Here is a 12,942-nt window from a genome sequence, read left to right as displayed (position 1 = left end):
GGCGCGCGACCGGTCGAGGAGGCTGCGGCTGCGGCGCCCGGCAGGGTGCCGCGCGGAGGGGTCCGCCCAGGCCAGGTCGTGGGCGCCGAGGAGGGTCTCGAGGGCCTGCGGGTGGAGAGGGCCGGGGGTGGCGTCGAGGAGGCCGTCGACACCCGTCGCCGGGGTCGCGCCCGTGATGTCCTGCTGGTCCGAAATGCTTTCTCGCGCCACGGATCGAGGCTAGTGCCACCCTTCGTCTGCAGGCCGGCTGACCTGCGGTAACGTGATCCCGTCTTCTGAAAACTTCGGACCAGTAGTAGGTGCCCCTTGCCTGTGTCTTCGAGCCCCTCCCGGCGCCCGCGCCGCGCGATAGGTGCCATCGGACTCGTCATCGCCGTCGTGGCCCTGTCCGCGTGCAGCGCGGTCGGTGTCAACACCGACCCCAAGAACGGTTACCTCCCTGAGGGGATCACCGAGGAGGCCGCGCTCGTCGAGAACCTCTGGATCTGGGCCTGGGTCGCGGCACTCGCCGTCGGCGTCCTCGTCTGGGGCCTGATCCTGTGGTGCATGGCCGCCTACCGTCGCCGCAAGGACGACGACGGCTCGCTGCCGGTCCAGCTGCAGTACAACGTCCCGCTGGAGATCCTCTACACCGTGGTCCCCATGCTGATGGTGGGTGCGCTCTTCTACTACACCCAGGACGCCACGACCAAGCTGCAGGACGTCTCCCAGGAGCCCGACACCACGATCAACATCGCGGCCAAGCAGTGGAGCTGGGACTTCAACTACGTCGACGACGACGTCCACGAGGCCGGCCAGATGGCCGAGCTCGACGGCAAGGAGGGCGCTGAAGAAAAGCTGCCGACCCTCTACCTGCCGGTCGGTGAGCGCGTCGAGTTCGTCCTGACCTCCCGCGACGTCATCCACTCCTTCTGGGTGCCCGCCTTCCTCGAGAAGATGGACGTCAACCCGGGCATCGTCAACCGCTTCCAGGTCACCCCCAACCAGACCGGGACCTTCCAGGGCAAGTGCGCCGAGCTGTGCGGCGCCTACCACTCGCAGATGCTCTTCAACGTCAAGGTCGTCGAGCGCGACGAGTACGACGCCCACATGCAGGAGCTCGAGGACAAGGGCCAGACCGGTCTGCTCGACAACGGCCTCAACCGCGAGGAGATCCTCGAGCGCGACCGCGACCTGCTGCCCGAGGACGACGCCGCCCGCACCTCCGAGGAGAACTGATGTCAACCGCATCCGGCGCACTCGCCAGGAACACCTCGGAGACCGATCTCTCCGAGCGCACCATCGCCCGCCGTGAAAAGGCCGGATCCCAGTTCTTCCGGCACATCACGACGACCGACCACAAGGTCATCGGCAACCTCTACATGATCACGAGCTTCATCTGGTTCCTCCTCGGAGGCCTCATGGCGCTCGTCATCCGGCTCGAGCTGTGGGCCCCCGGCCTGCAGGTGGTGGACAACCCCGAGCAGTTCAACGAGATGTTCACCATGCACGGCACGATCATGCTGCTGCTGTTCGCGACGCCCGCCTTCGCCGGCTTCGCCAACGCGCTCATGCCGCTGCAGATCGGTGCCCCGGACGTCGCCTTCCCGCGACTGAACATGTTCGCCTACTGGCTCTACCTCTTCGGCGGCCTCATCGCCGGTGCGGGCCTGTTCACCCCCGGTGGCGCGGCCTCCTTCGGCTGGACCGCCTACACCCCGCTGTCCGACCCGACCTACAGCCCCGGCGTCGGTGGCGACCTGTGGGTCTGGGGTCTGGCCCTCAGCGGCTTCGGCACGATCCTCGGTGGCGTCAACTTCATCACCACGATCATCTGCATGCGCGCGCCCGGCATGACGATGTTCCGGATGCCGATCTTCACCTGGACCGTCCTGATCACCTCGATCCTGATCCTCATGGCCTTCCCGGTCCTCGCGGCGGCCCTCATCGGCCTCGGCGTCGACCGTGCCTGGGGCGGTCAGATCTTCGCTGCGGAGAGCGGTGGAGCACTGCTGTGGCAGCACCTCTTCTGGTTCTTCGGCCACCCCGAGGTCTACGTCCTGGCGCTGCCCTTCTTCGGCGTCGCCTCCGAGATCCTGCCGGTCTTCTCCCGCAAGCCGATCTTCGGCTACAAGACGCTCGTCTTCGCGACGATCGCCATCGCGGCGCTGTCCGTCTCGGTCTGGGCCCACCACATGTACGGCACGGGTCAGATCTTCCTGCCCTTCTTCGCGATCATGACGATGGCGATCTCGGTGCCGACCGGTGTGAAGTTCTTCAACTGGATCGGCACGATGTGGGGCGGCAAGCTCGTCTTCGACACGCCGATGATCTGGACGATCGGCTTCCTCGTGACCTTCCTCTTCGGTGGTCTGACCGGTGTGATCATGGCCAGCCCGGCGCTGGACTTCCACATCACCGACACCTACTTCATCGTGGCGCACTTCCACTACGTGCTCTTCGGCACGATCGTCTTCTCCTTCTTCGCCGGCATGTACTTCTGGTGGCCCAAGTTCACCGGCAAGATGCTCGACGAGGGCCTGGGCAAGATCCACTTCTGGCTGCTGTTCATCGGCTTCCACACGACCTTCCTCATCCAGCACTGGCTGGGCGTCGAGGGCATGCCGCGCCGCTACGCGGACTACATGCCGGAGGACGGCTTCCAGCTCGCCAACCAGATCTCCACGGTCGGCTCGTTCATCCTCGCGGTGAGCTTCCTGCCCTTCTTCTACAACGTGTGGAAGACGCAGACGAGCGCGCCGCTGGTCGAGGTCGACGACCCGTGGGGCTACGGCAACAGCCTCGAGTGGGCGACCTCCTGCCCGCCGCCGCGGCACAACTTCACGTCGATCCCGCCGATCCGCTCCGAGCGCCCGGTCTTCGACATGAACCACCCCGAGTACGCCCCGGCTGCCATCCGCTCGCGCGCGGCGCGCACGGCCGTGGCTGCCACGACTGACGGTGAGGGCACCCGATGAAGACCGAGATCTCGCTGTTCGCCATCATCGGCGCCTTCTTCGCCGCCGTGGCCGTGGGCTACGGGATCGTCACCGACTGGGCCGAGCCCGTCGGGTGGGTGGCGCTCTTCCTCTCCGCCGGCCTGGGCTTCATGATCTCCTTCTTCCTCTGGAACACCGCGCGCAAGCTGCCGCTGCGCCCGGACGACGACGAGGACGGCGACATCGAGCAGGCCGAGGGTCCCTACGGCACCTTCGCGCCCTACTCGTGGTGGCCGCTGTGGCTCTCCCTCGCCGGCTCCCTGGTCTTCCTCGGTGTCGCGGTCGGCCTGTGGGTCTCGGCCTTCGGTGCGCTCGTCGGCGTCTGGGCCCTGTGCGGCTGGGTCTTCGAGTACTACAAGGGTGAGCACGCCCACTGACGAGGCGTACACTCGGCCGAAGGGGCCACGGACATCGGTCCGTGGCCCCTTCAGCACGTCCGGGGTCGGGTGACCGGCACCGGGCCGATACCCGCGTCATGCACTTGGGGGTGCACCGTCTCGTGAGTCGAATCATCCGACCGCTGCGCATCTGCGCACTCGCTCTCATCGCCCTTCTCGCCCTCGCCGCCTGCGCCGGGGGAGACGCGGCCACGCCGTCGGCGAGTGATGGTCGGAGCAGCTCGTCGAGCTCGACGACCCGTGACCTGCCCCCCGCCGAGGTCAAGGTCAACCCCGGCCAGGGCGCCAAGGGCGTCATGCCCGACGACGAGATCAGCGTGCAGGTCATGCGCGGCACGCTCGACGAGGTGCGGGTGAGCGCACCGGGCGAGGCGAGTGTCGAAGGCGAGGTACAGGGGCAGACCTGGACGTCAAGCTCGCGGATGAAGCCCGGCACGACCTACACGGTGGCGGTGACCGCCGAGGGCCCCGAGGGTGGCACCTCCACGCAGAAGTCGACCTTCACCACGCACGAGCCGGAGGTCACGGCGACCTACGGCATCGTCTATGACGGTCAGACGGTCGGTGTGGCCATGCCGGTGAGCATCCAGTTCGACTCCGAGGTCACCGAGGCCTCCTACCGCAAGGCCATCGAGGAGGCGGTGTCGGTGAAGACGACCCCGCAGGTCGAGGGCTCGTGGGGGTGGCTCGACAACCGACAGCTGATGTGGCGCCCCAAGGACTTCTGGGCCCCCGGAACCAAGGTCACCGTCGACGCGCCGCTCACCGGATTCCAGACGGGCAAGGACAAGTGGGTTGCCGAGGACCACTCCGGCACGATGACCATCGGTCGTGAGCAGATGGCCAAGGTCGACATCGCCAACCACCGGATGACGGTCAGCCGGGGCGGCCAGCAGGTCAAGTCCTTCCCGGTGAGTAGCGGCAAGCCGGGCAAGGACACCGAGACGCGTTCGGGGATGAAGGTCGTCATCAACAAGCAGCGCGAGATGACGATGGACTCCTCGACCATTGGGATCGACAAGGGCGAGCCGGGCTACTACAAGGTCGACACGGACTTCAACGTCCGGGTGACGTGGACTGGGGAATTCGTCCACTCCGCCCCGTGGTCGGTCGGCTCCCAGGGCAGCTCCAACGTCTCCCACGGGTGCGTCAACATGGCCCCGGGCAATGCCGAGTGGTTCTACGACAACTCGCTGCCCGGTGACCCCGTCGACTTCACCGGCTCGAGTCGTCAGTTTTTGCCCACCGAGGGCATCGGGGTGTGGCAGTACTCCTACGCCCAGTGGCAGGAGCAGAGCGCCACGGCCTGACCTCGCGGCAGGTGAGCGAGGCTCAACCCCAACCGAGCTCGTGCAGGCGCTGCTCGTCGATGCCGACGTGGTGGCCGGCCTCGTGGACGATGGTGATGGCGATCTCCTCGCGCAGGTCGTCGAGGTCCTCGCACATCCTGGTCAGGGGCCCGCGGAAGAGCACGATGCGGTCCGGCAGGGAGCCGGCCCAGTCGCCGTCGCGCTCGGTGAGCGGGGTGCCGAGGTAGATGCCGAGCAGCTCGGCGTTGTCCTCGTCGGACAGCCCCGGGTCGGCGTGCTCCGGTCCCGGCTCGTCCTCGACGAAGAAGGCCACGTTGTCGAGCAGGTCCAGCAGCTGGGGCGGGACCTCGTCGAGCGCGTCGCGCACGGCCAGCTCGAAGTCGTGCTCGCTGATCTCGACCATGGTCAGGTCACCTCCGGTGTGGGTGGGATGACGGGCTGGGCACGCACCGGGCGACTGTGCCGGCGGTGCACGTGGAAGAGCACGACCCCCAGGCAGAGCAGGCCCAGGCTCGTCAGCGCGAGGCTCAGCAGCGAGGACGCGGCGACGGGGACGACGAGCCCGGTGAGCGTGGCATTGAGCAGCAGCATGAGGAAGGTCGAGACCGAGGCGGCCGTGCCCCGGGCGTGCGGCACGGCGTCGAGCAGGGCGAGCTGGTAGACCGGCATCGAGATGCCGGTGCCGAAGGCGATGGCCGTCGGGCCGACGACGGCCCAGGGGAGTGCGGCGGTGGCGGGGACGGCGGCGAGGGCCACGCCGGCCACGGCACCGGTCAGGGCCACGGTCTGACCGCCGACGATGAGCCGGTCCCCGCTGACCCGCTCCGCGAGCCGCCCGTTGGTGAAGGAGCCGAGCACCATGCCGACGACCATCGGCACGAAGAAGACCCAGAAGTCCTGCGGTCCCTGGCCGAGCAGCGTGACGACGAAGATCGGCGCGGCACCGATGTAGAGGAACTGCCCGGCGAAGGAGAAGGCCGAGGCAGCGGACAGGACCTGGAAGTGCCGCATACGCGCCACGTCGACGACACCCGAGACGATCGACCGCACGTCGAGCGGAGTGCGTCGCTCACGCGGGTGGCTCTCGGGGAGCAGCACGAGCACCGACAGCGCGATCACCGTGCCGAAGAGGCTGAGGAACCAGAAGACGAGCGGCCAGGGCCCGAGGAGGAGCAGCCAGCCCCCGACGATCGGCGCCAGGGCCGGACCGATGCCGAAGATCATCGCGATGGTGCTCATCAGCCGTTGGGCCCGTGCCCCCTCGAAGAGATCGCGCACGACGGTGCGCGAGACGATCGTGCCGGCTCCGGCGGACATGCCCTGCAGGACCCGGAAGCCCAGCAGGACCGGCAGGGACGGCGCGAGGGCACACCCGATCGACGCGAGGGCATAGACAGCGGCACCGGTGACCATGACGGGCTTGCGTCCCACGGCATCGCTCAGCGGCCCGTGGAAGAGGCTCATCACGGCGAAGGCCCCGAGGTAGGCGCTGACGACGAGCTGCATCGATGCTCGGAGGCGTCGAAGGCCTCGCCCATCTCCTGGAAGGCAGGGAAGGGGGTGTCGATGGAGAAGGGGCCGAACATGCCGAGCAGCGCGAGCAGGACGGTCGTCACCGCCAGGGGTGCGGTGCGCCGGCTGGCGGGTGCGTCGGTGGTGAGCATGTCGGGGACATCCTCGCACTGGCCGTGGACCCCCTTCGCGCTGGTCCGTGCCCGGGAACGCCGCAGGCCCCGGAGGAGAACCTCCGGGGCCTGCGGGCTGCGCTGACCAGGTCAGTGCGTGGAGACCTTGTCTCCCGACTCGATGGCCTCGTGGCCGTGGTCGTGGTGCGCGGCCTCGAGCTCGGCGGGCGTGACCGGCTGGACGGCACCGCCGAAGTAGAAGTCGTGCAGCTTGGCGCGCAGCTTGCGCTTGCGGGCGCCCTTCTTGTCGACGCCGTTGGCGTCGGTGGCCGACTCGAGCTCGAGCGGGGCCGGCGCCTCGTGCTGTACGAGGGTCCACCGGGTGTACTCGTCGAGGGGCTCGTGGACCTCGTGGAAGTCACCGCCGGCACCGCGCTGGATGCGCCCGGTCTCGCGTCCGTGGAGGACGAGGTCACGGTCGTGCCGCTGCAGGCTCAGGCAGATCCGGCGGGTCGCCCAGAAGGCGATGACCGGCCCCACGAAGGTGAGCACGCGCAGGATCTGGGTGATGTCGTTGATCGACATCCCGAACTTGATCGCGATGATGTCGTTGCTCGCGGCGAACATCAGCACGCCGTAGAGCGTCAGCGCGGCCATCCCGAGAGCGGTGCGGGTCGGGGCATTGCGCGGGCGGTCGAGCAGGTGGTGCTCGCGCTTGTCGCCGGTGACCCAGGCCTCGATGAAGGGGTAGGCGATCATGCCGCCGTAGAAGGCGGGGATGACCAGCAGGGCACCGACGATGACCGGCCAGGCCCACGTGAAGCCGAAGGTCTCGAACTCCATGCCGCCCGGCAGCAGACGCAGCGCGCCGTCGGGGAAGCCCATGTACCAGTCCGGCTGGGCGCCGGCCGTGGTGGCGTTGGGCTCGTAGGGGCCGTGGACCCACACGGCGTTGATCTGGACCAGCGCCGAGATGAGGGCGATGCCGCCGAAGACGATGAAGAAGAAGCCACCGGCCTTGGCCGCGTAGACCGGCATGACCGGGAAGCCGACGACGTTGTCGTTGGTCTTGCCGGGGCCGGGGTACTGCGTGTGCTTCTGCAGCGCCACCAGGACGATGTGCACCGTGAAGAGTGCGATGAGCAGCGCCGGCAGCAGCAGGATGTGCACGGAGTACAGGCGCGGGATGATGTCGTCACCGGGGAAGGTGCCACCGAAGAGGGCGTAACTCAGGTAGCTGCCGATGACCGGCGCCGCGACCATGAAGCCCTGGGCGGCGCGAAGGCCGGTGCCCGAGAGCAGGTCGTCGGGGAGGGAGTAGCCGGCGAAGCCCTCGACGAGCGCGAGGAGGGACAGGACGCAGCCGATGACCCAGTTGAGCTCGCGGGGCTTGCGGAAGGCGCCGGTGAAGAACACGCGCAGCATGTGCACCGACAGGGCGACGATGAACAGCAGCGCCGACCAGTGGTGGATCTGGCGGATCAGCAGGCCGCCCTTGACGTCGAAGGAGATGTCGAGGGTCGACGCGTAGGCGCGGGACATGCCGACACCCTTGAGCGGCGCATAGCTGCCCTCGTAGGTGGTGTGCGCCATCGACGGGTCGAACCAGAAGGTCAGGAAGACCCCGGTGAGCATGCACACGATCATCGAGTACATGGCGATCTCGCCGAGCATGAAGGACCAGTGGTCGGGGAAGACCTTCTTCATGAGGTAGCCGATGCCCTTGGCGGCACCGGTGCGGTCGTCGATCCAGCCGGCGACGCCGCCGACCTTCTTCACCCCGGGGGAGTAGGAGGGCCCTGCCGGTGCGTCACCGGTGCGCAGGCCGTCTGCGGGACGGGCATTGGCGGTCACGATCAACCACGCTCCCAGAAGCTCGGGCCGACCGGCTCTTGGAAGGGCTGGTCAGCGATGAGGTAACCCTCGCTGTCGACGGTGATCTTCAGCTGCGGCAGGGGGTGCCCGGCGGGACCGAAGATCACCTCGCAGTCGTTGGTCACGTCGAAGGTGGACTGGTGACAGGGGCAGAGCAGGTGGTGCGTCGTCTGCTCGTAGAGGCCGACCGGGCAGCCGACGTGGGTGCACACCTTGGAGTAGGCGACGATGCCCTGGTAGCCCCACTCACGGGCCTTGCGGCCCTTGTCGGTGTCCTGGAAGTCCTCGGGGTTCAGGCGCATGAGCAGGACGGAGGCCTTGCTCATCTCGTCGAGGAAGTCGGGACGCTCGAGCAGGCCCTCGGGCTGGATGTGGAAGACCGATCCGATGGTGACGTCGCCCGGCTTGATCGGGGTGTCCTCGGGGTCCTTGTGCAGGCGCAACTTCTTCGGCGTGTAGGTGCCGTCCTCGCCCTTCTCGCCGTTCCAGAAGGTGACCGAGAGGTCGTTCTTGGGCAGCGGGCCGAGCGAGCCGACGAGCTGGACGACGAGGGGGAGCGCGAAGAGGCCCATGGCCCCGGCGAAGGTCGCCTTGAGCAGCGGACGACGCGTCAGCTGCGAGGACTCGGCGCCGTCGACCATCGTGTCGACGAAGGCCTGACGGTCGGCCTCCGCGGAGCGCATCGGGTGCCGCATCTCGACGACCTCGGTGTCGGGCATGAGCGTCTTGGCCCAGTGGACCGCGCCGAGGCCGATGCCGAGGAGGGAGAAGGCCAGGCCGAGGCCGAGGAGCAGGTTGGCCAGGCTCATCTCGTTGGTGAACGGCACCCACACGGTGTCGTCGACGTCGACGATGAAGTACGAGACGACGAAGAGCAGCGTGCCGAGGATCGACAGCGTGAAGAGCGCAGCCACCTGGCGCTCGGCCCGCTTGGCCGCCTTGTCGTCACGGTCGGCGTTGCGCAGCACGTGGGGCGGCAGCCCGGGGTTGCTGAACCGCTCCGGGATACCACCGGAGCCCTGCACGTGGCCCTGGTCGAGGCGCACCGGCTCGGAGCCGGAGGGCTCCTGCGGCGTTGCCCCTGTCGGGGTGTGCTCACTCATCTGTTGTCGGTCCTGTCTGTGTGGCGAGTTGTCAGGTCTGTCAGGCGGACTTCTGGCCGAGCCAGACGGCGAAGCCCACGAGGAGCCCCAGGCCGATGGTCCAGGCGAAGAGGCCCTCGGGCACCGGGCCGAGGCTGCCGAGCGGGTTGCCGCCGGGGTTGCCGGCCTCCTGCTGCGCCTCGATGTAGGCGATGACGTCGCGCTTGTCCTCGGGGGTCAGGTTCTTGTCGTTGAAGACGGGCATGCTCTGCGGGCCCGTCACCATGGCCTCGTAGATGTGCTTGCCGGAGACGTCGCTGACCTTGGGGGCGTCCTTGCCGCGGGTGAGGGCGCCACCGGCGCCGGCGCTGTTGTGGCACATGGCGCAGTTGACGCGGAAGATCTGGCCACCCTTGCCCGGGTCGCCCTGCGAGCCGTCGGTGTACTCCGCGTCTGGCACGGAGGGGCCGGCGCCGAGGGTGGAGACGTAGGCGGCGATGTCCGAGATCTCCTCGTCGGTGAACTTCACCTTGATGTCGGAGGGGGCCTGCACGCCGGGGGCGGCCATCGGCATGCGGCCGGTGCCCATCTGGAAGTCGACCGACGCGGCACCGACCCCGGCGAGGCTCGGGCCGGCGTCCTTGATGCCCAGGCCGTTGGCGCCGTGGCAGGTCGCGCAGTTGGCCACGAAGAGCTTCTTGCCGTTGGCGACGCTGTCGGAGCTGGTGACCGTGGCCTCGGCCTGCTGGGGGGCGACGGCGGCATAGGCCGTGCCGGTGACGAAGAGGCCGAGCATGATCAGCAGGGCGATCGCCGCGGGGTGACGGCGAGAGAGGGTGGGCATGAAGGGTCCGCTCCTCTGGGAACGACGGGTACGGGGCAGGGGGAGGCGCACGTCGATCACGCGCCGAGGAGGTAGATGGCGGCGAAGAGGGCGATCCACACGACGTCGACGAAGTGCCAGTAGTAGGACGTGACGACCGCACCGGTCTGCTGCGCGTGGCTGTAGGTGCGCGTCGTGTAGGTCCGCCCGATGATCAGCAGGAAGGCGATGAGGCCACCGGTGACGTGGATGCCGTGCAGGCCCGTCGTCAGGTAGAAGATCGAGGACCAGGAGTCGGTCGAGATCGTCACGCCCTCGGAGACGAGGGTGGCGTACTCGAGGACCTGGCCGGAGACGAAGACCGCGCCGAAGATGTAGGTGAGGACGTACCACTCACGCATGCCCCAGCCGGCGATGTTGAGCAGCGACCCGGTCCGCGACTTCTGCCCGTGCTCCGCCTTGAGGACACCGAGCTGGCACCACACCGACGAGATCACGAGGATCAGGGTGTTGGCGGCCGCGAAGGGCACGTTGAGCAGCTCGATGTTGTGCTCCCACAGGTCCGGGCGCAGCGACCGGACCGTGAAGAAGATCGCGAAGAGCCCGGCGAAGAACATCAGCTCGCTGGACAGCCAGACGATGGTGCCGACGGACACCATGTTGGGGCGGCTGACCGGACCCATCGCGGGGTCGGCGGCGGTGTGCCCGGACACGTTTGAAGGCAGGGAGGTTGCAGTGGCCACGGGCCCATTATGTCCTCAACCGCGAGCGCATGTGCGCCACCCCCCTCCGCGAGTCTCGTGGGGTGGGTCACCGCTACGCTCTGGGGCATGACCGGTACCTCGTCAGCGACCCCCTCCGCCCCGGCAGCCTCGGCCGGAGAGGGCCCCTCCGTCTCCGTGCGGGTGCTCCTGCACAGCGACAACATCACCACCCGTGACGCCGTGCGCGCCGCGGTGGGCCGCCGGCCGGCCCGTGACGTCGAGGTGAGCGCGTGGCGCGAGTGCGCCACACCGGCTGCCGTCATCGAGGCCGTCGAGGCCGGTGAGGTCGACGTGCTCGTGCTCGACGGCGAGGCGGCCAAGCTCGGCGGGCTGGGCCTGTGCCGTCAGCTCAAGTCCGAGATCCACGACTGCCCCCCGGTTCTCGTCGTCACCGGGCGGCCCCAGGACGGGTGGCTCGCCACCTGGTCGATGGCCGACGCTGCCGTCTCCCACCCCATCGACGCGATCGCCCTCGCAGACGCGGTGGCCGATCTCGCCCGGGGTGTGGCCGCCCGATGAGCGCGGCGGACACCCCCACCTGGTCGGGCGTCCTCACCCAGCTGCTCTCGGGGCGTGACCTCGGGTCCGACGAGACCTCGTGGGCGATGCGCGAGATGATGTCGGGCGACGCCGCCCCGGCGCAGATCGCCGGCTTCCTCGTGGCTCTGCGGGCGAAGGGGGAGACCGTCACCGAGCTGCGGGCGCTGGCCGACGTCATGCTGGAGCACGCGCTGCCGATCGAGGTTTCGGGCCCGACCCTCGACATCGTCGGCACCGGCGGCGACATGGCCGGCACGGTCAACATCTCGACGATGTCGTCGATCTGCATCGCCGCGACGGGGGTGCGGGTCGTCAAGCACGGCAACCGCGCCGCGTCGTCCAAGTCCGGTTCCGCCGACGTGCTCGAGTCCCTCGGGGTCAACCTGACGTTGAGCCCCCAGGACGTCGGCCGGGTGGCCGACGAGGCCGGCATCACCTTCTGCTTCGCCCAGACCTTCCACCCGTCCTTCCGCCACACCGCTGTCCCGCGTCGCGACCTGGGCATCGGCACCGCCCTCAACGTCCTCGGCCCGATGACCAACCCGTCCCGGCCGACCTACTCCGTCGTGGGCGTGGCCGACGCCCGAATCGCACCGCTCATGGCCGGGGTGTTCGCCGAGCGCGGCACCCGGGCGCTGGTCTTCCGCGGCGACGACGGGCTCGACGAGCTGACGGTCGCCGACGGCTCCCACGTCTGGTGGGTAGCCGGCGGCGAGGTCCGCGAGGTGCACGTGACACCCGAGGAGCTGGGCCTGACCCGCAGCCCGCTGGAGTCCCTGCGCGGTGGCGATGCCGACGTCAACGCCGAGGTGGCGCGGCGGCTCTTCGCCGGGGAGCGGGGGCCGGTCCGTGACGCCGTCGTGCTCAACGCCGGCGCCGCGGTCGGCCTGGCCCAGCAGGGCGACGAGCAGCCCGGCGACCCGGTGGCTGCGATCCGGGAGGGCATGGACACGGTCGAGGCCGTCCTCGACTCGGGTCGGGCCGCCGAGCAGCTGCAGCGCTGGGTGAGCGCCACGCGCACGGAGGGCCAGGGCGCCTGACACCCCTGCCGGATCGCTCGAGGGCCCGACCGCTCGCGGTCTGGCTGCTGCGGTCCCTGACTACTCGAGGCCGATGCTGAAGGCGGCGTCGAGGTCGTGGCGGCTGTAGGCGCGGAAGGCGATGTGCGTCGACGTGTCGACGATCCCCTCGACCTTGTTGAGCCGGCCGGCGATGACGTCGTCGAGCTCCTCGTGCTCGTGGACGCGGACCATCGCGATGAGGTCGGCGTCGCCCGCCACCGAGTAGACCTCGCTGACGCCGTCGAGGTCGGCGACGGTCTCGGCCACCTCGGGGATGCGGGCGGTGTCGGCGTGGATGAGGACGATGGCGGTGATCACGAGGCCCACCCTAGAGCAGGCGCCAGCTCGCGGTGGGCGGCAGCGGCACCGCCCACGGGGCAGGTCCACTCGCCCTCGATGTCGACCAGCCGGGTGCCCTCGGCCTCGAGCCAGCGCAGGACGAGCTCGGTCTCCTCGGGCAGGGCGCTCGTGCCCCGGCCCCGCGGG

The 12,942-nt window shown here is 69.0% G+C and carries 14 protein-coding genes and 1 pseudogene; 6 read left to right on the top strand and 9 right to left on the bottom strand.

The window, feature by feature from the left end; translation table 11 throughout:
• Positions 1-210 (bottom strand): annotated as a pseudogene (locus tag AC2W7J_RS09100) (hypothetical protein); the annotation flags it as partial.
• A 102-nt stretch (positions 211-312) separates the two neighbouring features.
• Between AC2W7J_RS09100 and ctaC the strand changes: the two are divergent.
• The 4 genes from ctaC to AC2W7J_RS09080 all read left to right on the top strand — a co-directional run bounded on the left by ctaC (position 313) and on the right by AC2W7J_RS09080 (position 4,686).
• Positions 313-1,218 (top strand): aa3-type cytochrome oxidase subunit II, encoded by a 906-nt coding sequence (ctaC, locus tag AC2W7J_RS09095; protein WP_485982161.1) that lies wholly within the window; start codon positions 313-315, stop codon positions 1,216-1,218.
• Positions 1,218-2,957 (top strand): aa3-type cytochrome oxidase subunit I, encoded by a 1,740-nt coding sequence (ctaD, locus tag AC2W7J_RS09090; protein WP_485982160.1) that lies wholly within the window; start codon positions 1,218-1,220, stop codon positions 2,955-2,957. The genes ctaC and ctaD overlap by 1 nt, the downstream gene beginning before the upstream one ends.
• Positions 2,954-3,355, top strand: coding sequence for a cytochrome c oxidase subunit 4 (locus AC2W7J_RS09085; RefSeq protein ID WP_485982159.1), 402 nt, complete (start codon positions 2,954-2,956; stop codon positions 3,353-3,355). Before ctaD ends, AC2W7J_RS09085 begins: the two co-directional genes overlap by 4 nt.
• 122 nt (positions 3,356-3,477) lie before the next feature.
• Positions 3,478-4,686: a L,D-transpeptidase gene (locus AC2W7J_RS09080; RefSeq protein WP_485982158.1), complete on the top strand. Its 1,209-nt coding sequence runs from the start codon at positions 3,478-3,480 to the stop codon at positions 4,684-4,686.
• A 22-nt stretch (positions 4,687-4,708) separates the two neighbouring features.
• On the opposite strand, the gene AC2W7J_RS09075 is transcribed toward AC2W7J_RS09080, so the two are convergent.
• The 7 genes from AC2W7J_RS09075 to ctaE form a co-directional block, all read right to left on the bottom strand.
• Positions 4,709-5,089 carry a metallopeptidase family protein gene (locus tag AC2W7J_RS09075; protein WP_485982157.1) on the bottom strand — a complete coding sequence of 127 codons (381 nt, stop codon included), beginning with the start codon at positions 5,087-5,089 and terminating at the stop codon, positions 4,709-4,711.
• 2 nt (positions 5,090-5,091) lie between these two features.
• A complete protein-coding gene (locus AC2W7J_RS09070) occupies positions 5,092-6,192 on the bottom strand; it encodes an MFS transporter (RefSeq protein WP_485982156.1) in 1,101 nt (366 codons plus the stop codon).
• A complete protein-coding gene (locus AC2W7J_RS09065; protein ID WP_485982155.1) occupies positions 6,150-6,350 on the bottom strand; it encodes a hypothetical protein in 201 nt (66 codons plus the stop codon). The genes AC2W7J_RS09070 and AC2W7J_RS09065 overlap by 43 nt, the downstream gene beginning before the upstream one ends.
• A 111-nt stretch (positions 6,351-6,461) precedes the next feature.
• Positions 6,462-8,165: a cytochrome bc1 complex cytochrome b subunit gene (gene qcrB / locus AC2W7J_RS09060; RefSeq protein ID WP_433955955.1), complete on the bottom strand. Its 1,704-nt coding sequence runs from the start codon at positions 8,163-8,165 to the stop codon at positions 6,462-6,464.
• 2 nt (positions 8,166-8,167) lie between these two features.
• Positions 8,168-9,289: a cytochrome bc1 complex Rieske iron-sulfur subunit gene (gene qcrA, locus AC2W7J_RS09055; RefSeq protein WP_459230710.1), complete on the bottom strand. Its 1,122-nt coding sequence runs from the start codon at positions 9,287-9,289 to the stop codon at positions 8,168-8,170.
• Positions 9,290-9,329: 40 nt separating this feature from the next.
• Entirely contained in the window at positions 9,330-10,112 is a 783-nt protein-coding gene (gene qcrC / locus AC2W7J_RS09050) for a cytochrome bc1 complex diheme cytochrome c subunit (protein ID WP_459230709.1), read from the bottom strand.
• Positions 10,113-10,168: 56 nt separating this feature from the next.
• Positions 10,169-10,834, bottom strand: coding sequence for an aa3-type cytochrome oxidase subunit III (gene ctaE / locus AC2W7J_RS09045; protein ID WP_485982154.1), 666 nt, complete (start codon positions 10,832-10,834; stop codon positions 10,169-10,171).
• Positions 10,835-10,921: 87 nt separating this feature from the next.
• Here ctaE and AC2W7J_RS09040 point away from each other — a divergent pair, with 87 nt between their 5' ends.
• Positions 10,922-11,374, top strand: a complete 453-nt coding sequence (locus AC2W7J_RS09040; protein WP_084450472.1) for a response regulator — start codon at positions 10,922-10,924, stop codon at positions 11,372-11,374.
• Positions 11,371-12,435 carry an anthranilate phosphoribosyltransferase gene (trpD, locus tag AC2W7J_RS09035; RefSeq protein WP_485982153.1) on the top strand — a complete coding sequence of 355 codons (1,065 nt, stop codon included), beginning with the start codon at positions 11,371-11,373 and terminating at the stop codon, positions 12,433-12,435. The genes AC2W7J_RS09040 and trpD overlap by 4 nt, the downstream gene beginning before the upstream one ends.
• A gap of 60 nt (positions 12,436-12,495) precedes the next feature.
• Here trpD and AC2W7J_RS09030 read toward each other — a convergent pair whose 3' ends face one another.
• Entirely contained in the window at positions 12,496-12,774 is a 279-nt protein-coding gene (locus AC2W7J_RS09030) for an Lrp/AsnC family transcriptional regulator (protein ID WP_255186070.1), read from the bottom strand.
• Positions 12,775-12,942 lie beyond the last annotated feature (168 nt).

Source organism: Janibacter sp. CFPM2_SD2, from assembly GCF_057364645.1.
Note: the sequence above shows the minus strand (reverse complement) of the source record. Positions and strands in the feature narration are given on the sequence as shown.

What these genes read in the sequence shown, in the direction of transcription:
- AC2W7J_RS09075 (WP_485982157.1), bottom strand. Translation starts at nt 5,089, where the DNA reads ATGGTCGAGATCAGCGAGCACGACTTCGAGCTGGCCGTGCGCGACGCG.
- AC2W7J_RS09040 (WP_084450472.1), top strand. Translation starts at nt 10,922, where the DNA reads ATGACCGGTACCTCGTCAGCGACCCCCTCCGCCCCGGCAGCCTCGGCC.
- AC2W7J_RS09070 (WP_485982156.1), bottom strand. Translation starts at nt 6,192, where the DNA reads ATGCAGCTCGTCGTCAGCGCCTACCTCGGGGCCTTCGCCGTGATGAGC.
- AC2W7J_RS09085 (WP_485982159.1), top strand. Translation starts at nt 2,954, where the DNA reads ATGAAGACCGAGATCTCGCTGTTCGCCATCATCGGCGCCTTCTTCGCC.
- trpD (WP_485982153.1), top strand. Translation starts at nt 11,371, where the DNA reads ATGAGCGCGGCGGACACCCCCACCTGGTCGGGCGTCCTCACCCAGCTG.
- qcrA (WP_459230710.1), bottom strand. Translation starts at nt 9,289, where the DNA reads ATGAGTGAGCACACCCCGACAGGGGCAACGCCGCAGGAGCCCTCCGGC.
- qcrC (WP_459230709.1), bottom strand. Translation starts at nt 10,112, where the DNA reads ATGCCCACCCTCTCTCGCCGTCACCCCGCGGCGATCGCCCTGCTGATC.
- ctaD (WP_485982160.1), top strand. Translation starts at nt 1,218, where the DNA reads ATGTCAACCGCATCCGGCGCACTCGCCAGGAACACCTCGGAGACCGAT.
- AC2W7J_RS09065 (WP_485982155.1), bottom strand. Translation starts at nt 6,350, where the DNA reads ATGCTCACCACCGACGCACCCGCCAGCCGGCGCACCGCACCCCTGGCG.